Origin of the sequence: Actinomadura madurae, assembly GCF_900115095.1 — a bacterium.
GTDB lineage: Bacteria > Actinomycetota > Actinomycetes > Streptosporangiales > Streptosporangiaceae > Spirillospora > Spirillospora madurae.
On record NZ_FOVH01000023.1, the window covers coordinates 108,383 to 129,600 of the forward strand.

The 21,218-nt window shown below is 73.7% G+C and carries 19 protein-coding genes; 11 read left to right on the top strand and 8 right to left on the bottom strand.

Going from position 1 to position 21,218, the window contains the following annotated elements; translation table 11 throughout:
- The first annotated feature begins 44 nt into the window (after positions 1-44).
- The 11 genes from BM339_RS41850 (at position 45) to BM339_RS41895 (ending at position 11,741) form a co-directional block, all read left to right on the top strand.
- The gene (locus BM339_RS41850) at positions 45-791 is read left to right on the top strand and encodes an ABC transporter ATP-binding protein (RefSeq protein ID WP_111833633.1); all 747 of its coding nucleotides are present in this window, start codon (positions 45-47) and stop codon (positions 789-791) included.
- Positions 788-3,214 (top strand): FtsX-like permease family protein, encoded by a 2,427-nt coding sequence (locus BM339_RS41855; RefSeq protein WP_083598475.1) that lies wholly within the window; start codon positions 788-790, stop codon positions 3,212-3,214. The genes BM339_RS41850 and BM339_RS41855 overlap by 4 nt, the downstream gene beginning before the upstream one ends.
- 14 nt (positions 3,215-3,228) lie before the next feature.
- The gene (locus BM339_RS50410) at positions 3,229-3,399 is read left to right on the top strand and encodes a hypothetical protein (RefSeq protein WP_021600329.1); all 171 of its coding nucleotides are present in this window, start codon (positions 3,229-3,231) and stop codon (positions 3,397-3,399) included.
- A gap of 111 nt (positions 3,400-3,510) precedes the next feature.
- Complete coding sequence (locus BM339_RS41860) at positions 3,511-4,347, top strand: DUF4253 domain-containing protein (protein WP_075024440.1); 837 nt, start codon at positions 3,511-3,513, stop codon at positions 4,345-4,347.
- Positions 4,348-4,538: 191 nt separating this feature from the next.
- The gene (locus BM339_RS41865) at positions 4,539-5,372 is read left to right on the top strand and encodes an STAS domain-containing protein (protein WP_021600206.1); all 834 of its coding nucleotides are present in this window, start codon (positions 4,539-4,541) and stop codon (positions 5,370-5,372) included.
- Positions 5,372-5,758: an STAS domain-containing protein gene (locus BM339_RS41870; protein WP_177287906.1), complete on the top strand. Its 387-nt coding sequence runs from the start codon at positions 5,372-5,374 to the stop codon at positions 5,756-5,758. The genes BM339_RS41865 and BM339_RS41870 overlap by 1 nt, the downstream gene beginning before the upstream one ends.
- Positions 5,755-6,165: an anti-sigma regulatory factor gene (locus BM339_RS41875; RefSeq protein ID WP_075024441.1), complete on the top strand. Its 411-nt coding sequence runs from the start codon at positions 5,755-5,757 to the stop codon at positions 6,163-6,165. Before BM339_RS41870 ends, BM339_RS41875 begins: the two co-directional genes overlap by 4 nt.
- Positions 6,153-7,205 (top strand): ATP-binding SpoIIE family protein phosphatase, encoded by a 1,053-nt coding sequence (locus BM339_RS41880; protein WP_075024442.1) that lies wholly within the window; start codon positions 6,153-6,155, stop codon positions 7,203-7,205. Before BM339_RS41875 ends, BM339_RS41880 begins: the two co-directional genes overlap by 13 nt.
- A gap of 4 nt (positions 7,206-7,209) precedes the next feature.
- A complete protein-coding gene (locus tag BM339_RS41885; RefSeq protein ID WP_075024443.1) occupies positions 7,210-8,922 on the top strand; it encodes an ATP-binding response regulator in 1,713 nt (570 codons plus the stop codon).
- Positions 8,919-10,511, top strand: a complete 1,593-nt coding sequence (locus BM339_RS41890; protein ID WP_075024444.1) for a fused response regulator/phosphatase — start codon at positions 8,919-8,921, stop codon at positions 10,509-10,511. Before BM339_RS41885 ends, BM339_RS41890 begins: the two co-directional genes overlap by 4 nt.
- A 93-nt stretch (positions 10,512-10,604) precedes the next feature.
- Positions 10,605-11,741 carry a VldE C-terminal domain-containing protein gene (locus tag BM339_RS41895; protein WP_075024445.1) on the top strand — a complete coding sequence of 379 codons (1,137 nt, stop codon included), beginning with the start codon at positions 10,605-10,607 and terminating at the stop codon, positions 11,739-11,741.
- A gap of 7 nt (positions 11,742-11,748) precedes the next feature.
- On the opposite strand, the gene BM339_RS41900 is transcribed toward BM339_RS41895, so the two are convergent.
- From BM339_RS41900 to BM339_RS41935, 8 genes are read right to left on the bottom strand one after another with little or no spacing between them, the layout of a single operon-like run.
- Positions 11,749-13,752: an ATP-binding SpoIIE family protein phosphatase gene (locus tag BM339_RS41900; RefSeq protein WP_033332034.1), complete on the bottom strand. Its 2,004-nt coding sequence runs from the start codon at positions 13,750-13,752 to the stop codon at positions 11,749-11,751.
- A gap of 60 nt (positions 13,753-13,812) precedes the next feature.
- Positions 13,813-14,586 carry an SDR family oxidoreductase gene (locus BM339_RS41905; protein ID WP_256255781.1) on the bottom strand — a complete coding sequence of 258 codons (774 nt, stop codon included), beginning with the start codon at positions 14,584-14,586 and terminating at the stop codon, positions 13,813-13,815.
- 34 nt (positions 14,587-14,620) lie between these two features.
- Positions 14,621-15,481 (bottom strand): spermidine synthase, encoded by an 861-nt coding sequence (locus BM339_RS41910; protein WP_021598377.1) that lies wholly within the window; start codon positions 15,479-15,481, stop codon positions 14,621-14,623.
- A 43-nt stretch (positions 15,482-15,524) separates the two neighbouring features.
- On the bottom strand, positions 15,525-16,544 hold the full coding sequence (locus BM339_RS41915) for an ABC transporter ATP-binding protein (RefSeq protein WP_021598378.1): 1,020 nt from the start codon (positions 16,542-16,544) through the stop codon (positions 15,525-15,527).
- Positions 16,528-17,562, bottom strand: coding sequence for an ABC transporter ATP-binding protein (locus tag BM339_RS41920; RefSeq protein ID WP_075024467.1), 1,035 nt, complete (start codon positions 17,560-17,562; stop codon positions 16,528-16,530). The genes BM339_RS41915 and BM339_RS41920 overlap by 17 nt, the downstream gene beginning before the upstream one ends.
- A gap of 8 nt (positions 17,563-17,570) precedes the next feature.
- Entirely contained in the window at positions 17,571-18,533 is a 963-nt protein-coding gene (locus BM339_RS41925) for an ABC transporter permease (RefSeq protein WP_024935487.1), read from the bottom strand.
- 7 nt (positions 18,534-18,540) lie between these two features.
- Positions 18,541-19,467, bottom strand: coding sequence for an ABC transporter permease (locus tag BM339_RS41930; RefSeq protein ID WP_075024447.1), 927 nt, complete (start codon positions 19,465-19,467; stop codon positions 18,541-18,543).
- Positions 19,468-19,473: 6 nt separating this feature from the next.
- Positions 19,474-21,093 (bottom strand): peptide ABC transporter substrate-binding protein, encoded by a 1,620-nt coding sequence (locus tag BM339_RS41935; RefSeq protein WP_075024448.1) that lies wholly within the window; start codon positions 21,091-21,093, stop codon positions 19,474-19,476.
- Positions 21,094-21,218 lie beyond the last annotated feature (125 nt).

The window sequence follows — 21,218 nt, forward strand, 5'->3', positions numbered from 1 at the left end:
CTAGGTTCGTCCAGGTGAGAGGTGGCGTCCCCCGGAGGGAAGACATGACGACGATGACGGCCGGGGCCCCGGCGCCGGCGACGGTCCTGGACGCGGTCAGCCTGGACGCGGTCAGCAAGACCTACGGCGAGGTGCGGGCGCTGGACGGCGTCACCCGCACGTTCCCGCGCGGCGGGTTCACCGCCGTGATGGGGCCGTCCGGGTCGGGCAAGAGCACGTTCCTGCACTGCGCGTCCGGGCTCGACCGCCCGACCGCCGGCACCGTCCGGATCGGCGGCGTCGAGCTCGGCCGACTGGGCGAGGCGAAGCGGACCCGGCTGCGCCGGGAGCGGATCGGGTTCGTCTTCCAGGCGTTCAACCTGATCCCGTCCATGGACGTCGAGCAGAACATCACGCTCCCGCTGCGGCTCGGCGGCGCCGAGGCGGACCCGGCCTGGCTCGGCGAGGTCGTCGCGCGGGTCGGGCTCGCGGACCGGCTCCGGCACCGGCCGTCGGAGCTGTCGGGCGGGCAGCAGCAGCGCGCCGCGCTCGCCCGCGCGCTGATCACCCGTCCGGAGGTCGTGTTCGCGGACGAGCCGACCGGGGCGCTCGACCCGCGCACGGCCCGCGACGTCATGCGGATGCTGCGCGAGGCGGTGGACCTGACCGGCCAGACCGTCGTGCTGGTCACGCACGACCCGATGGCGGCCGCGTGGGCCGACTCGGTCGTCTTCCTCAGCCGCGGCCGGATCGTGGACGAGCTGGCCGCCCCGACCGTGTCCGCCGTCATGGCCCGCTGGGAGACGCTGTGAAGGGCAGGGGGCCGTCCGCCGGGATCTTCGTGGCGCTGGCGTTCGCGGCGGCGCTCGTCGGGGCGTGCGGGGTCCTGCTGGAGTCGGCGCTGCGGGCGCACGCCCCGGTCGAGCGGTTCGGTGCCGCCACGGCGATCGTGACAGGGCCGCAGAGCGTCGAGGACCGGATGAAGCGGTTCGGTGACGAGCCGGAGGAACAGAGCCGCCCTTTGACCGAGCGCGCGCCGGTCCCTCTCGCGGTCGCGGCGAAGCTGCGCGCCGTCCCGGGGGTGCGGGCCGTGGTGGCGGACGTCTCCTTCCCCGTCCTGCTCTCCACCGGCCGGGCCGTGACCGGCCACGGCTGGGAGTCGGCGGCCCTGCGTCCCTACAGCCTCAGCGCGGGCCGCGCGCCACAGGCACCTGACGAGGTGGTGCTGAGCGCCTCCACCGGCATCAGGCCGGGCGACCCGGTCCGGGTGCAGGCCGGCGGGACGCCCCGCCCGTACCGGGTGTCCGGGCTCGTCGCGGACGGTCCCGGCGCGGCCTTCTTCACCACGGCGACCGCCGCCGCCCTCGGCGGGCACCCGGGCCGGGCCGACGCCCTCGCGGTCGTCGGCGACGCGGACGGGGACGCGCTCCGCGAGGCCGCCCCGGGGCTCACCGTCGCGACCGGGGCGGCGCGCGGCGACGCCGAGGACCCGGCCGTGGCCGCGGCGCGCCCCGGCATCGTGGAGCTGGCCGCCTCGTTCGGCGGCCTGGCCGTGCTGACCGCGCTCGTGGTCCTCGGCGGACTGATCGTCCTGTCGGTGCGGGAGCGGGGCCGCGAGCTCGCGCTGCTCCGGGCGGTCGGGGCGACGCCGGGCCAGGTCCGGGGCGCGGTCGTGCGGGAGACGACGCGCATCGCCGTCCCGGCCGCGCTGACCGGCGGCGCGCTGTCCCTCGCGCTCGGCGCGGGGATGCACGCCGCGATGATCCGCAAGGGCGTGCTGCCGGACGGGTTCGGGCTGTCGCTCAGCCCGCTGCCCGCGCTGGCCGCGGTCGCGACCGCGGTCCTCGCCGCCGCCGTGACCTCGCTCGTGGCCGCGCTGCGGGTGTCGCGGATCCGCCCGGTGGAGGCGCTCGGCGAGACCGCGGCCGAGCCCGGCCGCCTGCCCCGGTGGCGCGTCGTCACCGGCGTGGTGTTCCTCGTCATCGGCCTGAACGCGCTCGGCTTCTCGGCCGGTGCGACCGGGCCCGCCGCGAACGCCTCGCTCGGCGGCCTCGTCATCTCCCTGATCATCGCGACGGCCTTCCTCGGCCCCCTGCTGGCCCGGTTCGGCAACCGGGTCCTCGGGCGGGCCGCCCGGACCGTCGCCCCGGTGTCCGGGCGGATGGCCCAGCACGCGGCCGGCGCCGCCGCGCTGCGCGCCGGGTCGCTGATCACGCCGGTCGCCCTGGCCGTCGCCTTCGCGGGCGTCCAGCTGTTCGCGCAGTCCACAGTCGCGCACGCCGCGCGGGTGCAGGCGGAAGAGGGCCTTCGCGCCGACCGGGTCGTGGTGTCGTCCGGCCCCGGCCTCCCGCACGGGGTCGCCGAGGCGGTGCGCCGCGTCCCCGGCGTGACGGCCGCGACGCCGGTCAGGCGCACCGGCGTCGTCATGGCGGTCAAGGAGCTGGGCGAGAAGAACCTCCGTTCGCTGGACGCCCGCGGCATCGGCCCGGACGCCGCGGCGACCATGGACCCCGACGTCTCCTCGGGCCGGCTCGCCGACCTGCGCGGGAACGCGGTCGCGCTCAGCCGGGACGTGGCGGGCGGCTTCGACGTCGGCGACACGGCGGCGCTGTGGCTCGCCGACGGAACGCGCGTCCGCGCCCGCGTGGTGGCGGTCTACGGCCGGGGCTTCGGCTTCGGCGACGTGCTGCTCCCGCGTGACCTGGTCGCCGCGCACTCGTCGGCTCCGCTAGACGACCATGTCCTCGTCCGCGGAGACGCGGACCTGACGGCCGTCACCGCCGCCTACGCCGGCGTCCGGGTGGTCTCCCCCGCCGCGTTCCGGACGGGCCTCTCGCAGGAGATCAGGCTGCAGGGGTTCGTCGGCCGCGTGATCGTCGCGGCGATCACCGGGTTCATCCTCATCGGGCTCGTCACGACGCTCGCGGTGGCCACGGCGGCGCGGCGGCGCGAGTTCGCCCTGCTGCGGCTGGTCGGCGCGACCCGCCGCCAGGTGCTGCGGATGCTGCGGCTGGAGGCCGCGATCGTGCTCGGCACCGGCATCGCGGCCGGGACGCTCATCGCGACCGTGACGCTGCTGACCTTCGCGGCGGCCGTCACCGGGCTCCCGCTCCCCTCGGTCCCGCCGCTGACCTGCGCGGCCGTCCTGCTCGGCACGGCGGGCCCCGCCGCCGCCGCGATCCTCCTGCCGGCGCGGGCGGTCCTGCGCCGGCGCACCTCCCCCTCCCTCTCCTGAAAGGAGACGTCATCATGACCAACTCCACCCGCTGGACCCTGTTCGCGATCCTCATCGCCGTCAACGTCATCTCCAACGTGGTCCTCGGCGACGCCTGGCTGCAGATCGTCGTCAGCGCCGTGACCGGCGCCGCCGTCGTCGCGGTGCTGATCGACTACCTGCTCCGGGGGCGGCGCGAGCGCTGATCCCGCCCCGCCCCGGCCGCCCGGGACGGACGAACCGCACGGCTCGTCCCCCGGGCGGCCCCGCCGCCGTTACGATCGCCACTGGCATGCTCTGTACCGGAACGGCGTGAAATGGATGATGTGGAGGTCCGGCACCTGCCGGGCGATCTGCCGCAGCTGTTCGACGGCGGCGCCGGGGACGGCGCGGCCGGGCGGACGCTGTCGGCGCCGCTGCCCGACGGGGACCTGATCTGGCCCGACCCCGGCTACCCGCAGCGGCAGTTCCTCATGCGGCCCGCCTTCTGGCTGAGCGACGACCCGGTCGGCGGGCAGGTGTGGGCCAGGTTCCGCGCCGAGCACCCGCGCTCGGGCCTGTGGCCCCTGCTGATGGACGAGACGGACCAGCCCTGGGCGGCCGGCCAGATCGCCCCCGAGCCGGTCGCCGAGGTCGGCAACTACCAGCCCCACGCGTTCATGTACGAGGTGTGGGCCGACTGGGCGGAGCAGGCGGACGGCGACCACGACGACCTCGCCCCGTTCGGCCGGCACTGCCCCGGGCCGGCCCCGGCGGGCGTCCCGGTCGACGACCCGGACGCCGTGGCCGACCGGCACGCCCGCGCGCTCGCCGCCCGCGGCCTGTCGCTCGGCCTGGTGGCGGTGGACCGGGGCGCCGACGCGCTCGCCGCCGTCGGCTGGCAGGGCGCTCTGAACCACAACGAGTGGACCGCGCCGCTCGCCGCCGTCCTGCGAGGCTGGGAGGACCGGTTCGGCGCGCGCGTCATCGGGCTCGGCTTCAACACGCTGGAGCTCAGCGTCGCCGCGCCCCCCGTCACCACCCGGCACGCCGTGCACGTCGCGGCCGAGCACTGGGCGTTCTGCCCGGACATCCTTTTCCAGGGCCCGGGGACGCTGGCCGGCTACGCCGAGGAGATCCGCGGCAAGACCAACTGGTCATTCTGGTGGGACTGACACCAAAGCCAAAAGGTGGTCATCTCACGTAAACGTCCAGGTCAGTACCGGTGGGACCCGCCGATTCCGCGGTTACCGTGGTGCGGGTGAGCACCGGGTGGCGCGGCCGGGACGACCTCCTCGAATGATGCGCGCGGGCGACCCCCGCCGAGCGGCCGCCGTCCGGACCGGGGCACGGAGGGAGCGCGGCGATGACCGACGGCTCGGGCGATGTACGGATCACGGAGCTGCTGCGCTCTTGGCGGGAGCCGGTGCTGGCCCGCTGGGTCGAGCTGGTGACCCCCGGCATCCGCGGCAGGCTCACCGAGCATGAGGTCCAGGCGGAGCTGGGCGAGTTGTACGGGCTGGTCGAGCGCTCCCTGGAGGGCGACGACGCGGCCTCGGGCGAGCTGCGGGCGACGCTGGCGGAGATCTCGCGCAGCCGGGCCCGGCAGGGGTTCAGCCCGCGCGAGACCGCGATCAGCGTGTTCGCGCTGAAGCAGGCGCTGTACGAGCAGATCAGGACCACCCGTGACCAGCGCGCCTACAGCGAGATCATCGACTTCTCGGCCTACGTCGACGAGCTCGGGCTGGCGACGTTCGAGACCTACGCGGCGGCGCGCGAGCAGGTCATCGCCGACCAGGCCGAGCAGCTGCTGGAGCTGTCCACGCCGGTGGTGAAGCTGTGGGACGGGGTGCTCGGGGTCCCGCTCGTCGGAACCCTCGACTCCGCGCGCACCCAGGTCGTGATGGAGACGCTGCTGCAGACCCTGGTGGACACCGGCTGCCGGTTCGCGGTGATCGACATCACCGGCGTGGCCGCCGTGGACACCGAGGTCGCCCAGCACCTGATGAAGACGGTGATGGCGGCCCGGCTGATGGGCACGCACTGCGTGATCTCGGGGATCCGGCCGCAGATCGCCCAGACGATCGTGACGCTCGGCATCGAGTTCGGCGACATCGTGACCAAGCCGACCCTGGCCGACGCGCTGGCGTACACGCTCGCGCTCCGCGGCGTGCGGGTGGTCGCCGGGCGGGAGGACTGATGGAACGGGTGCCGATCCTGAAGATCGGGGACGTCCTGCTTGTGTCGATCCAGACCGACCTGCAGGACCAGACCGTCATGGCGCTGCAGGAGGATCTCGCCGAGCGGGTCTCCGGCACCGGCGCGCGCGGCGTCGTGATCGACATCACCGCGGTGGACATCGTCGACTCGTTCATCGGCCGGATGTTCGCCACCATCGCCGCCATGTCGCGGCTCATGGACGCCGAGACGGTGGTCGTCGGGATGCGCCCCGCGGTGGCGATCACGCTGGTGGAGCTCGGGCTGTCGCTGGGCGGGGTGCGCACCGCGCTGGACCTGGAGGAGGGCATGCGGCTGTTCGGCGCCGGGCCGCCGGACGCCCGCACCGCCGCGGCGGGCGGCCCATGACCCTGCCGCCCGGCGGCGAGATGCCCATCGCCTCCAACGACGACGTCGTCCGCGTCCGGCACCTGGTCCGGTCGGCCGCCGCGGCGGCGGGGCTGTCCCTGGTCGACCAGACCAAGATCGTCACGGCGGCGAGCGAGCTGGCCCGCAACACCTACGCGCACGGCGGCGGCGGGACGATGCGGGTGGAGCAGGCCACCGGCGAGGGAGGCCGCCGGGGCGTGCGCGTCGTCTTCACCGACAGGGGGCCCGGCATCGCGGACGTGGACCAGGCGCTCAGCGAGGGATGGACGAGCGGGACGGGCCTCGGGCTCGGCCTCTCGGGCGCCCGCCGGCTGAGCGACGAGTTCAGCCTGTCGAGCGAGGTGGGGAAGGGCACCACGGTGACGGTGGCCAAATGGCTCCGCTGAACGGCGGCGGATGGACGACCAGCCCGCCGGCGGGCGACTCGCTGCTGGTGCGGGTGGAGGAGCCGAGCGCGGCGGCGGGCGTGCGGCGGCGGATCACCGCGTTCGCCGAGCGGCTCGGGTTCGGCGGGGAGCGCCTCGGCCAGGTCCAGCTCGCGGCGACCGAGGCGGCCACGAACCTCGCCAACCACGCGCGGCAGGGCGAGATGGTGGTGCGGATCGTCCGGTCCGGTGAGACCGCGCTGCTGGAGTTCGTCTGCGTGGACCGCGGGCCCGGCATCGCCGACGTGCCGGCCTCACGCGCGGACGGCTACTCGACCAGCGGCACCCTCGGGCTCGGGCTCGGGTCGATCGAGCGGCTCGCCGACCGCTGCGGGATGTTCTCGCTGCCCCGGACGGGCACGGTGCTGTACGCGCGGTTCCTGCCTCCGGGCACGCCCGCCGGGCAGGACGGCGCGGACCCGCCGTTCGCCGGCCTCACCGTGACGATCGAGGGCGAGGAGGTGTGCGGCGACGCGTACACGGCGCGCCTGGCCGACGGCACGGTCCACGCGCTGCTCTGCGACGGCCTCGGGCACGGCCCGCTGGCCGCGCGGGCGGCGTGGGAGGCCGTCAGGGCGGCACACGAGGCGGCGCCGCCGGCCCGGCCCGGCGACGTCCTGCGCCACGTCCACCGGCGGATGTCGGCCACCCGGGGCGGCGCGGTCGGCGTCGTCTCCGTCGACCCGGCGGCCGGGCGGGTGCGGTTCGCGGGGATCGGGAACATCGGCGCATGGATCGTCGGGCCGGAGCGCCGCACCGGGATGATCTCCGTCCCGGGGATCGCGGGCGTCCATGCCGACCGGATCCGGGAGCACTCCTACGACCTGCCGCCGGACGCGGCGGTGGTATTGCACTCCGACGGCCTGACCGGCCGGTGGGGCCTCGCCGACCAGCACGGCCGCCGCGACCCGATGCTGATCGCGGCGACCCTGCTGCGCGACGCCGGGGTGCGGCGCGACGACCGGTCCGTGCTCGCCGTCACCACGGCCGGATGGGAGTGACCGCATGGCCGGCGACCTGCTCCGCATGGAGATCGTGGACGAGCACGGCGTGTTCGCCGTCCGCCAGGCCGGCCGGCACGTCGCCGCCGCGGTCGGCCTCGACCACCAGGACCAGGTCCGGGTCGCCACCGCGCTCAGCGAGGCCGGGCGGCAGCTGTACGCGTCCGCCGGGAGGGTGTCCGTCGCGTTCCGCCTCGACGACGGCGGGCGGCCCGGCCTGGTGATCGAACTCGATCTCGGGCGGGCCCGGCCGGACCGCCCGCCGGAGTCGCTGGACGCGGCGGCCCGCCTGATGACCCTGATCGAGGAGGACCGGACCGGCGACCGCGACCGGATCCGGCTGCGCAAGGACCTGCCCGCCAGTGCCGCTCCGATGGCCGACGAGGACGTCGCCGCCCTGCGGGTCCGGCTCCGCCGGCTCCGGCCCGCCACCGCCCTTGAGGAGCTCAGGACGCAGAACGCCGAACTCCTCGCCGCGCTGGAGGAGCTGCGGAACCTCAACGCCGAGCTGGAGGCGACCAACCACGGCGTGATGGCCCTCTACAACGAGATCTCCGAGGAGCTGGAGGAGACCAACAGCGGCGTGGTGGCGCTGCACGCCGAGCTGGAGGAGAAGTCCGACCAGCTGCGGAGGGCGGTCGAGGTGAAGAACCGCTTCTGGGCCAATATCAGCCACGAGCTGCGCACCCCCGTGAACGGCATCATCGGCCTGTCCCGGCTGCTCCTCGATCCCGCCGCCGAACCGGTCACCCCGGAGCAGCGCCATCAGATCATCCTGATCGGGGAGACCGGCGGCACCCTGCTGGCGCTGGTCGACGAGCTGCTCGACATGGCGAAGGCCGAGCAGGGCAGGCTGGAGCCGCGGCCCGCGCCGGTGAACGTCCCGGCGCTGCTGAAGCACCTGGCGGAGCTGATGGGCCCGATGGCCGAGCAGGCCGGGCTCACGCTCTCCGTGGACGTGTCCCGCGCGCCCCCCGTCATCGTGACCGACCGGGAGATGCTCTCCCGCATCCTGCGGAACCTGGTGGGCAACGGGCTGAAGTTCACGGCGGAAGGGGAGGTCCGCCTCGCCGCCGGAGCGACGTCCCGGCACACCGAGTTCGTCGTCACCGACACCGGCGTGGGCATCCCGCCCGACGAGCAGGAGCGGGTCTTCGAGGAGTTCTACCAGGCGCCGGGCGGCACGGCGCGGGGAACCGGGCTCGGCCTGCCCTACGCCCGCCACCTCGCCACCGCGCTCGGCGGCGAGCTCCTCCTGGAGAGCGCCGAGGGCGAGGGCACGACGGTGACGCTGCGGCTGCCGCCCTACCGGCCCCTGGCCGAGCTCGGCCTCGGCCACGTGCTGATCGCCGATGACGACGACGCGACCCGCCGGCTCCTGCGCGGCCTGGTGGAGGAGGCCGCGGAACGGGTCAGCGAGGCCGCCGACGGCCGTGCCGCGCTCGCCGCCGTCGCCGCCGACCCGCCCGGCCTCATCCTGCTGGACCTGCGCATGCCCGGAGTGGACGGCGTCGACGTCCTCGCCGAACTCCCGCCGGAGCCGCCGGTCGTGCTGGTCACCTCGGCGGACGTGACGGTTTCGGACGACCCGCGGCTGGCTCGCGCGGGCGCAATGCTGGCCAAGGACAGGATCGGCCCGGAGACGCTCGCCGACGCGGTGCGCGCCGCCCTGGCCGATGGCACCGCCCGCCCCCGCGACGCCGGGGGGCCGGCATGACCGGCACGCCCGCGTGCACGACGCTGGTGGTCGACGACAACGACACCAAGCGGTACATCATCGGCAGCTGGCTGCGCCGCGCCGGGCACGTCGTGGTGGAGGCCGCGTCCGCGGCGGAGACCTGGCGGCGGCTCGCCGAGCACGAGATCGAGCTGGTGGTGCTGGACGTGCGGCTGCCGGACATGAGCGGCATCGAGGTCTGCGAGCGGATCAAGTCCGCGCCGCGGACGGGGTCGCTGCCCGTGATCCACATCTCGGCGCACGCCGTGGACATCGCGGACCGCGTCCACGGGCTGCGCCGGGGCGCCGACGCCTACATGACCGACCCGATCGACCCCGGCGAGTTCCTCGCGACCGTGGAGGCGGTGCTGCGCTACTACCGGGCGCTGCACCGGGCCGAGCGGATGGCCTCCCGGCTGGCGGCCTTCACCCGCACGTCCCTGCGGATCAACGCCGCCGGATCCTTCGAGGAGCTCGCCGCGGTCGCGGTGCACGGCGCCCACACGATCTTCGGGACGCCGGCCGCGGTGTTCACCCAGCCGCTGGAGGGCAGACCGGTGCGGACCGTGGAGCGCGGCGGCGGGCCGGAGTACCGCGACCATCCGTCCGGCCTGCTGCCCCGGCTGGTCGGCATGACGGGGCTCGCGGACGACACCGGGACCGAGGTCAGGCGGGTGCCCGCGCACGCGTGGCGGGAGCTGCTGCCCGACACGGTGGTGGAGGGGGACGCCGTGATCGCGGTCTCGCGGCTCAAGGCGGACCGGCCGGCCGCCGCGATCGTGATCGACGCCCGCGGCGTCCCGGAGAAGGGCGACACCGAACTGCTCCGCCAGCTCGGCCAGACCCTGGCCCTCGCGATGGAGGCGCTCAGGTCCTACACCGAGGAGCACACGGTCTCGCTCACCATCCAGCGCAGCCTCCTCCCCGCGGCGACCCCGCCGGTGCCCGGCTGGGCCTTCGCCGTCCGGTACGCGCCCGCCGGCGACCAGGCGGAGGTCGGCGGCGACTTCTACGAGGTCCTCGACCGCGGCGACCGGGTCCTGGTGGCCATCGGGGACGTGCAGGGCCACTCGCTGCTCGCCGCGACGGTGATGGCGGAGATCCGGCACGCGCTGCGGGCCTTCGCCGCCGAAGGCCACGACGCCGTCACGATCCTGCGGCTGCTGAACGACGTGATGGAGCGCTACCACGGCGACCAGACCGCGACGATGTGCCTGCTGACGCTGGATCCCCGCACGGGCGCCGCGCAGGTCGCCAACGCCGGGCACATCCCGCCGCTGCACATCTCGGGCGGCCGGGCCCGCTACGGCTCGGGCGGCGGCGTGCTGCTCGGGTTCCCCGTGGAGGACGTGGCGGTCGAGGAGACCGTGGTGCCGCCGGGCGGCATCGTCATGCTGCTCACCGACGGGCTGATCGAGGACCGCGGCATCCCGCTGGGCGACAACCTGGAGCGGCTGCGGGCCGTCGCCGGCCGCGCGGAGGACGACCTCGAACGGTTCAGCGACCGCGTGCTCGCCGAGTTCGGGCACCGCGAGGACGACGTCGCGATGATCGTGCTCCGCCGCGACGGGGCCCGCGGCGCCGCCTGACACCACACCGCCTGACACCACGCCGCCTGACACCACACCGTGCCGCCCGCTCCTCTACGATGCGGCGGAGGACGGCGAGGGGGTCGGCGACGGATGCGAGGCGGCAGGGGGCTCTGCGCGGGCATCGCGGCGGGAATCGTCCTCACCCTGGCGGCCGACGTCGGCGTCATCGTGCACGACCGGGCGGACGGCGGGCCGGCCAAGGCCGGAAACCTCGTCTCGGTGGACCAGGCGCCGCGGACGCCCACCGTCGCGCCGCTCACCCGCCGGTACACGCCGCACCTGCTCGTGGCGGGCCCGTCCTCCTTACCGCCCCAGGCGGTCGAGCGGGCGAGGCGGCTCGACGGCGTCGCCGGGGTCACGGTCGTGGACGCCGCGCGGGCGCAGGTCGGCGGGCGCCGCATGGGGCTGCTCGGCGTCGACCCGTCGGGGTTCCGGGCGTTCGCCCCCGGGCCCACCGCCGAGTCCGACCAGCTGTGGCAGACCATCGCCCTGGGCGGCCTGGCCGTCTCGTTCGAGTACGGCCGGGACGCGCTGCCGCTGGGCTCGGTCGTCACCGCGGGCCGCAGCACGAGCCCGGGGCGGGTCCGCGTCGGCGCCTACGCGTCGATGGGCATCGGCGACATCGACGCGGTCGTGTCGCGCCGGCAGGCCCGCGCGCTCGGCATGCCGGACGGGAACGGCCTCGTCGTCAGCGCCCCGAAGGCCGACACCGCGAAGCTGGCGAAGCGGCTGCGGCGGATCCTTCCGCGCGGCACGAGGGTGGCGGCGCTGGCGACGCCGAAGACCCCGGCCGGCTCCGGGAAGCGGAAGAACCGGCCGCAGGTCACGGGGCGTCCGGACGGGGCGTCCGGCGACCGCACGCCCATCACCGGCAACATGATGACCCCCACGATGCGGACCGTCCTGCTGGAGATCGCCGGCATGTTCGGCCCGTTCCCGGTGATCGGCTGCCACCGCTCCACCGGCGACCCGCAGGACCACGGCGACGGCCGCGCCTGCGACTTCATGGAGAGCACCGGCGGCCGGATGCCGAGCGCGGGCGCCCAGCGGCACGGCGACCAGGTCGCCGCGTACGCCGTGGCCAACGCGCGCCGGCTCGGGATCTCCTACGTCATCTGGAAGCAGCGGATCTGGAACGTCCGCGGCGGCGGCTGGCGGCCGATGGAGGACCGCGGCAGCATCACCCAGAACCACTACGACCACGTGCACATCTCGGTGCTGCGCTAGGGCCCGGTCACGGCAGTTCCTGCTCGCACCAGACCACCTTGCCGCCCTTGGTGCGGCGGACGCCCCAGCGCTGCGCCAGCCGCCCCACCACGTGCAGGCCGCGACCCGACTCGCTCGCGTCGTCCTCCTCCTCGTCGTGGTGGCGGATGCGGGGCCGCCCGTCCGAGGAGTCGAACACCTCGCAGACCAGCCCGCCCTCCCGCACCAGCCGCAGCACGATCCGGCCGCCCGCGTGCCGGATCGCGTTGGTGACCAGCTCGGACGCCAGCAGCGTGGTCGTGTAGGCCATGTCCTCCAGGCCCCAGCGGGCCAGCCGGTCGCGGATCAGGCCGCGGGCGCGGCGGACGGCGGCGGGCTCGGCCGGCAGCTCCCAGGAGGCGTGCCGGTCGGCGGGGATGCGCGCCAGCCGCGCCACGAGCATCGCGATGTCGTCGCGGTGCTGGTCGTCGTAGACGCCGTCGAGCGCCGCCTGGCACAGGTCCTCCAGCGGCCGCGCCGCGGCGCCCGGGCCGAAGGTCGCCTGCAGCCGGGCGAGCCCGTCGTCGATGTCGCGGGCCCGGTTCTCCACCAGGCCGTCGGTGTAGAGGAACAGCAGCGTGCCGTCCTCGACGGTGAACTCGCGGCTGACGATCGGGCCCTCGCCCCCGACGCCGAGCGGCGGCGCGGGCGGCACCGGCAGGTACTCCGAGTCGGCGCCGGGCGGGACGAGCAGCGGCGGCAGGTGCCCGGCGCTGGCGACCTCGCACCGGCCGCTGACCGCGTCGTAGACGACGTAGGCGCAGGTGGCGAAGTGCGGTTCGCGCTCGCCGAGCGTCTCCATCAGCCAGTCGAGCCGCTCCAGCGCCTCGGCGGGCGGCAGCTCCAGGCCGGCGAGGGTGTGGATCGCGGTGCGGAGCCGGCCCATGGTGACGGCGGCCTTCACGCCGTGCCCGGCCACGTCCCCGACCACGAGGGCGACCCGGCCGCCGGGCAGCGCGATCGACTCGTACCAGTCGCCGCCGACCTCGATGAGGCGGCTACCTGGCAGGTACCGGTGGTGCACCTCGACCGGCGACGGAGCCGACAGCCCGGTCGGGAGCAGGCTGCGCTGCAGGGTCAGCGCCGTCGCGCGCTCCCGCGAGTACTGCCGGGCGCTCTCGATGAAGATGGACGCCCGGTTGGCGAACTCCATCCCGATCTCGACGTCGTAGGCGTCGAACGGCCGGTGCGCGGCGTTGCGCGTGCACACGAAGAAGCCGAGGACACCCGCCGCCGACGCGATCGGCAGCAGCAGCATCGAGGCGCCCTTGAGCAGCTCGGCGACGGGAGGCCGCCGCCACGCGGCGGCGAGCCTGGCCGCGCCCTCGCCGCCGAGGGCGCGCAGCACCGGCTCGCCCGACTGCAGGCACAGCACGTGCGGGGTGCCCTCCGGGTAGACGAGGGACTCCCCCGTCGGGAAGGTCGCGTCCCAGGCCGGATCCTCGTCGTCGAACCCGATCGCCATCCGGCGCAGCTGCGGGCCGTCCGGGCCCTCCGGCGGCTCGTCGGCGTCGATATGGCTCTCCAGGAGCATCAGCGCGCCGGAATTGCAGAAATGCGGGACGAGGACGTCCATCAGGCCGCGGGCCAGCATTTCCAGGTCGAGCGTGGAGCCGATCCGCGGCAGCGCGTCGTCCAGCAGTGCCCGCCGGATGACCGCCGGGTCGACGAAACGGTCCGCGAGCGGCACCGGCACCCGGACGACGGCGAGCGCGACGACGTCGGGCGCGCCGCCGTTCATCGGGTGGACCGTTACGACCGCGTCGAGCGACCCGCCCGCGGGGTTCTCCACGGCGAGCATGGCGGTGCGCTCCCGCCTGGCCTTCAGCGCCTCCAGCAGCGGCTCCCGGGCGCCGGGGATGACCTCGTCCAGGTGCGCACCCAGCAGGTCGTCCGGGTCCGGGCGCAGCACGGCGGCGGCATTGCGGTCGAACTGAAGAATTCTCCCCGACGAGTCCATGCCGAGAATGAGAATTCGGGTGGACGACTCCATCGCTCGATTATGGGACATGGCGCGGCCGGATGAGGCCGATACGGGAGGGGAATCCGCCCGTTACCGATGCGTGCGGGTCTCGTCCAGGAACTGCCTCCAGGTCCGCTTCCCCACCGCCCGGTCCGGAGTCAGATGGCGGCCTTCCCGGAATCCGCGCGCGGCCTTCCCCGGCAGCGGCAGCGGCAGCCGCACGGGCTTGCGCAGGCCGCGAGCCGCCAGGTAGTCCCGCATCATCTCCTCGGCGGTGAGCACCTCCGGGCCACCCATGTCATCCACCCGCCTCGCGGGACCGGCGGCCAGCGCGAGTTCGGTGAGGCGCTCGGCGACCTCTCCGACGTCGATCGGCTGGTCGCGCAGGTTCCTGGGCAGCGCCACCACCCCGGGGATCTTGGTGAGAACGGTGAAGACCATGTCCGGGAGCGTGTGGAACTGGGTGGTGCGCAGGATCGTGTACGGCAGGCCGGAGTCCTCGACGAGCCTCTCCACCGCGTGCTTGGTCCGGTAGTAGCTGTAGGGGATCTTGTCGACGCCGACGATCGAGATGTAGATCAGGTGCGGCGCGCCCTGCCTGCGCGCGGCCTCGACCAGCCTGCGCGTGGCCGCCAGGTCCCGTTTGGTGTGGAACGGGTCGCTGGCGCAGTGCACGATCGTCTCCACGCCCTCGAGCGCGGCGTCGATGCCCTCGCCCTTCCACAGGTCGCCCTTGTGCCAGGTCACGCCTGCCTCGGGTTCCCGCGCGCGGCGGCTCAGCCCGTGCACGTCCGCGCCCGCCTCGGCGAGCAGCCGGGTGACCGGCGTGCCGAGCGTGCCGCTCGCTCCGGTGACGAGAATCATCGTTTCCTCCATCTCAACGTGGCGCCGCCGCGGGTCAGGGCCTCCCGAAGACCTGCGGCGGCGGGACGGGCGTGACGATCTCCTCGCCGTCGCGCAGCGGCGCGGCGCCCGCGCAGAAGGCGGCGAGGTCGCCGCCCTCCAGCAGCCGCGCCCGGACGATGCCGCCCGCCGCGCGGCGGGTCAGCTCCGCCACCGGGAGCGGCTCGCGCGACGCGGCGACGATCAGGTTGCCGAAGCGGCGGCCCCGCAGCACGCCGGGATCGCCCATCAGCAGCGTGTGCCGGAACACCGAGCGGACCGTCGCGGTCACCCGCCGGGCGAACGGCAGCCGGAAGCCGTCTGCGACGTTGGCCAGGTAGACGCCGGCTGGACGCAGCACCCGCGCCGCGTCCAGGACGAACTCGCGGGTCGCGAGCTCCGGCGGCATCGACGCCCCGGCGAACGCGTCCATCACCACGAGGTCGTCGGCCTCGTCCGCGAGCGCCGCGACCCCGGTGCGCCCGTCGGTGACGCGGATCCGCAGGCCGGGGACGCCCTTGACCGGCAGCTGCTCCCGGACGAGCTGCACCAACTCCGCGTCCGGCTCCAGCACGATCTGCCTGGAGCCGGGCCGCGTCGCGGCGATGTAGCGGGGCAGCGTGCATCCCGCGCCGCCGATGTGGACCGCGTCGAACGCCTCGCCGTCCGGCCCGAGGGAGTCGACCACGTCGCCCATCAGCCGCATGTACTCGAAGTCGAGGTAGGTCGGGTCGGCCAGGTTCACGTACGACTGCGGCACGCCGTCGACGAGGAGCATCCAGCCGCCGTCGCGGTCGGCGTCCCGCAGGAGCTCGGCCTCCCCGCCGTCGATCTCGTAGGTTCGCGCCCGGGGTCCGTGCCTGCCCTTGCGTGCCATGGCCTCCACCCTACGGACCGCGCGACGCGCGGCCCGCCGTACCTCACGTCCGTTCCGTCAGAGTGACCTCAGCCGCGAAATGGCACGCGCTGGGATGGGCGGAACCGTCCCGCGCCCGGAGCGCGGGCTCCTCCTCCGCGCAGACGTCCCGCGCCTTCCAGCACCGGGTCCGGAACCGGCAGCCGGACGGCGGGTCCATCGGCGACGGCGGCTCCCCCTCCAGCCGGATCTGGTCCGTCCAGACGGCCGCGTCCGGGTCGGGCACCGGCACCGCCGACAGCAGCGCCTGCGTGTACGGGTGGGTCGGGTGCTCGTAGATCTGCTCCTCGTCGCCGGTCTCGACGACCCTGCCCAGGTACATGACGGCGATCCGGTCGGAGATGTGGCGGACGGCGGCGAGGTCGTGGGCGATGAACACGTAGGCCAGGCCGAGCTCGCGCTGCAACTCGGCGAGGAGGTTCATCACCTGCGCCTGGACCGAGACGTCCAGGGCCGACACCGGCTCGTCGCACACGATGACGTCGGGCCGCAGCGCCAGGGCGCGGGCGATCCCGACGCGCTGCCGCTGCCCGCCGGAGAACTGGTGCGGGTACCGGTTGACGTGGCCGGGGTCGAGGCCGACCAGCTCCAGCAGTTCCTGGACGCGCCGGCGCCGCTCGCCCTTCGGCGCGGCCTCCGGGTGGATCGCGAACGGCTCACCGACGATGTCGCCGACCGTCATGCGCGGGTTGAGGGACGAGTACGGGTCCTGCATCACCATCTGGATGCGGCGGCGCAGCGCCCGCAGCTCGGGCCTCGGAAGCGCGAAGACGTCGCGACCCTCGAAGCGGACCGTCCCGGCCGTCGGGCGCTCGGCGGCGAGCAGCAGTTTCGCCAGCGTCGACTTGCCGCAGCCGGACTCCCCGACGACGCCGAGGGTCTCGCCGCGGCGCAGCTCCAGGTCGACGCCGTCCACGGCCTTGACGTGCCCGACCGCCCGCTTGAGCACGATGCCGCGAGTCACCGGGTAGTGCTTGACGAGCCCCTCCACCTGGAGGATCGGCTGCTCACTCTGCTCCGGCACCGTGCACCTCCGCGGCGAAGTGGCAGGCGGCGTCGTGCCCGGGCGCGACCGTCACGAGCGGCGGCGCCTCGGCGGCGCAGACCGCCTCGGCGCGGGGGCAGCGCGGCTGGAACGGGCAGCCGGGCGGGAGCGCGGCCGGGTTCGGCGGCGAGCCCTTGATCGGCACGAGCGCCGCGTCCCGCCGGTCGAGCCGCGGCACCGAGGCCAGCAGCCCCCGGGTGTAGGGGTGGGCGGGCCGCGCGTACAGCTCGCGGGCGGGCGCCTGCTCGGCGACCGACCCGGCGTACATGACGACGATCCGGTCCGCGACGCCGGCGACCACGCCGAGGTCGTGGGTGATCAGCACCATGCCCATGCGCAGCTCGTCCTGGAGCGTGGCGAGCAGCCGCATGATCTGCGCCTGCACGGTCACGTCGAGCGCGGTGGTCGGCTCGTCGGCGATCAGCACGTCCGGGTCCAGGGCCAGCGCCATCGCGATCATGATGCGCTGGCGCATGCCGCCGGAGAACTGGTGCGGGTAGTCGCCGAGCCGCTCGGCGGCGGACGGGATCCGGACCCGCTCCATCAGCTCGACGGCCTTGTCCCGGGCCGCGCGGCGCCCGAGCCCGCGGTGCACCCGGTACATCTCGCGGAGCTGGTCGCCGACCGTGAAGACGGGGTTCAGCGCGGTCAGCGCGTCCTGGAAGATCATCGAGATGCGGTCGCCGCGGTAGGCGCGGCGGCGCTTCTCGGGCAGGCCGAGCAGTTCCTCGCCGCGCAGCTTCACCGACCCGCGCTCGATCCGGGCGGGCGGGACGTCGAGGATGCCCATCACGGCCTGCGCCGCGACGCTCTTGCCCGACCCCGACTCGCCGAGGATCGCGAGCGTCTCCCCTTCGGCGAGCGTGTACGACAGGCCGTTCACGGCGTGGACGTCCTGGTCGCGCACGCGGAACCGCACGTGCAGGTCGTCGACCTCCAGCAGCGGCGCCCCCGGCCGGGGCGCCGGTACCGGGTCGTCCTTCAGTTCCGTGCTCATGTCTCCGATCACCGCAGCTTCGGGTCGAGGGCGTCGCGGACGGCGTCGCCGAGCATCAGGAAGCTCAGCACCGTGGCCGACAGGAACGCCGCGGGGAAGATCAGCAGGTGCGGATGGTCGATGAAGGAGTCCTTCGCCTGGTTGAGCTGCAGGCCCCAGGAGACCTCCGGGTACTGCAGGCCGACGCCGAGGAAGTCCAGCGTCGCCTCGCCCACGATCACATGGCCGACGTTGAGGGTGGCGATCACGATCACCGGGGCGATCGCGTTCGGCAGAATGTGCCGCGTCATGATCCGCCGGTCGGACGCGCCGAGCAGCCGCGCCGCCTGCACGTAGTCGGCGTCGCGGACGGAGATGACCTGGCCGCGCATGATGCGGATCATGGTCGTCCAGCCGAGCAGCACCAGCACCAGCGTCATCGCGCCGACGCCGTGCCCGGGGAAGGCGACGAGGATGACCGTGCCGCCCAGCACGAACGGCAGCCCGAAGAACACGTCGGTGAGCCGGGCGATCAGTGCGTCGACGGCGCCGCCGTAGTAACCCGCGAGCAATCCGAACACGAGCGCGATCAGCAGCGCGAACAGCGTGACCGCGACGCCGATCAGCAGGGTCGGGCGGGCGCCGTGCACGACGTGCGCGTAGTAGTCGCAGCCCGCGAGGTCGGTGCCGAACCAGTGGTCGCCGGACGGGCCGAGCTTGGCCATGTTCGGGTCGCATCCCTTGTTGGCCTCGGTGGCCGTGAACAGCCGTGGCAACGCGGCCATCGCCGCCACCACGGCGAGGATCACCATCGAGCCCCAGAAGATCCAGCGGCGCCGCAGGTCGCGCCAGGCGTCGTCCCACAGCGAGGCCCTGCCGATCTCGCCGCCCGCGACCGCGACGGCCGCGGCGCCGGTGCCCGGGGCCCCCGCGCCCGCGGCGGGCGCGGGCTCGGCGCCCGGCGGCCCGGCGTCCGGCTCCTTGATCGTCATGTTCTCCTCACTCGTACCTGATCCGCGGGTCCAGCACCCCGTACAGCAGGTCCACGATCAGGTTGACCAGCAAGAAGATCAGCACGAGCACTGTGACCGCGCCGACCACCACGGGGCCCTCCTTGAGCTGGATCGAGGTGAACACCTGCTGCCCGATGCCGGGCAGGTTGAAGATGCCCTCGGTCACGATCGCGCCGCCCATCAGGTTGCCGAAGTCGACGCCCAGATAGGTCACCACCGGGATCAGGGAGTTGCGCAGGGCGTGCCGCCCGACGACCCGGGCCCGGGACAGCCCCTTGGCGTTGGCGGTGCGGACGTAGTCGGCCCGCAGATTCTCCGCGAGGCTCGTCCGGGTCAGCCGCGCCACGTACGACAGGCCGAGCGAGCCCAGGACGAGGCCGGGCAGCAGGTAGCTCATCGGCCACCCGTCGTCCGTCCCGGCCGTCGGGAAGATCTTCCAGTGCAGGCCGAACAGGATCTGCGCGAGGTAGCCGAGCACGAACACCGGGACCGCGATCACCAGGGTCGTCCCGCCGAGGACGAGGGTGTCGGCGAACCTGCCGCGCCGCAGGCCCGCCCACACACCGAGCATGATCCCTATGCCCAGTTCGAAGAGCCAGGCGGTGACCGCGAGCTGCGCGGTCACCGCCCAGCGCCCGCTGAGCATCTCCGACACGCTCTGGCCGGTGTAGTTCTCGCCCAGGTCGCCCTGGACGAGGCCCCACATGTACTTCGCGTACTGCACCAGCAGCGGGTCGTTCAGGTTGTACCGGTCCCGGAGCGTCTGCAGGACGTTCTCCGGAACCGGCTTGTCCCCGGCGAGCGCCTGGATCGGATCGCCCGGCAGCGCGAACACCATCGCGTAGATGAACAGCGTGGTGCCGATGAAGACCGGGACCGCCTGCAGGAGCCGCCGGAAAACGTAGCGCCACATCGCCGGCTACTTCACCGTCACTTCGGTGGCGACCAGCCCCGTCGCGTACGGGGTGATCTTGACATTGCCCACCTTCTCCGACCGGCCGCCCTGGCCCACCCATGTCCACAGCGGGATCATCGGCATCTCACGGATGGCGATGTCCTCGGCCTGGTGGTAGAACTTCAGGGCCTCCTGCTGGTCGGACGTCCGGTTGCCCTTGGCGATGAGCTCGTCGAACTCCTCGTTCTCCCAGCCCATGCGGTTGGCGTCCGAGCGCCACATGTTCTCCAGGTAGTTCTGCGCGCTCGGGTAGTCGGCCTCCCAGTTCTGCCGGTACGGGCCCTTTTCCTCGCGCGCCCTCAGCATGGAGAAGTAGTCGGACGCGGGAACCTGCCGGAACTCGATCTTCTGGATGCCGAGGTTGTCTCGCAGAGAGTTCGCGACGATCCTCATCCACTGCGCGTACGTCGGCTGCGCATTGGAGAAGTACAGCTCCAGCGTCCCCTCGAAGCCGCCCGACTTTTCGTACAGCTCCTTGGCCTTGGCCGGGTTGTAGGTGCACAGCTCGCCGCAGGCGCCCTGGCGGTACCCGGAGATGATCGGCGGGAGCAGGGAGTCGGCGGGGATGTAGTCGCCGTTGTAGACCGCCTTGTTGATGCCCTCGCGGTCGATGGCCATGGAGAACGCCCTGCGCAGGTCGGCGTTGGCGAAGCGCTTGTCGAACAGCGGGAAGCCGAGGTAGTCGATGGTGCCCATCTTGCGCGGCAGGAACCGGTCGCCCAGCAGCCGCTTGGCCTCGGGCACCTTCCCGGCCGGGATGGTCTGGAGGACGTCGATCCGGCCGGCCCGGAGGTCGGTGTAGGCGGTGTCCGCGCTGGAATAGCTCTTCCAGGTCACGCCCTTGTTCTTAGCCTTGCGTGGCCCGGTGTAGCCCTCGAACGCGACCAGCTTGATCTGCTTGTTGCGTTCCCACTTGCCCTCGATCTTGTACGGGCCGTTGCCGATCGGCTGGTCGTCGAACCCCTTGAGGTCCTTGAGCCCCGCCTTCGGCATCGGCGCGTACGCCGGATAGGTGAGCAGCTGCGGGAACTGGTTGAACGGGTCGTTCAGCGTGACCTTGAGCGTGTTCTGGTCGACGACCTCGAGCCCGGACAGCTTGTCCGCCTCCGGCTTGGCGTCCTCGTCCTCGGGGTTCATCTCCTCGTACCCCTTGATGTACGAGAAGTAGTCGTTGGCGCCCATCGCGTTCGGCCCGTATGCGGCGTTGTTCCACGCGTCCGCGAAGCTCTGCGCGGTCACCGGCTCGCCGTTGTGGAACTTCTGCCCCGGCCTGACCTTGATCGTCCACACCTTCTGGTCGTCCGAGGTGACCGACTCCGCGGCCAGCGGGACGGCCTTGCCGTCCTCGGTGAGCGTCACCAGGTTGTCGAACAGCTCGGTGATCACGTCGAAGGAGTAGCTGCTCGTGGTGTTGGCCGGCACCAGGTGATCGGGCTCGCTGTGGCCCACGGTGAAGGCGCCGTCGCCCGCACCGGCATCGTCGCCGCCGCAGGCCGACAGGCCGAGCGACGCGGCCAGCGCCACCGCGGCGAGCCCCGCCACCTTCACGCGGACGCCCCTTCCGGCACCCCTCAGGCTGGTCATGCTCCTCCTCGGCCCCGTTGCTTCGTCGCGCGGGCGCTTGGCCGCCCGCCGCCACCTAGATTGCTGGCAGCGTCGTCCTCACGTTGACGGTTTGGGTACGCCGCTGACGGAGTCGAAACCGGATC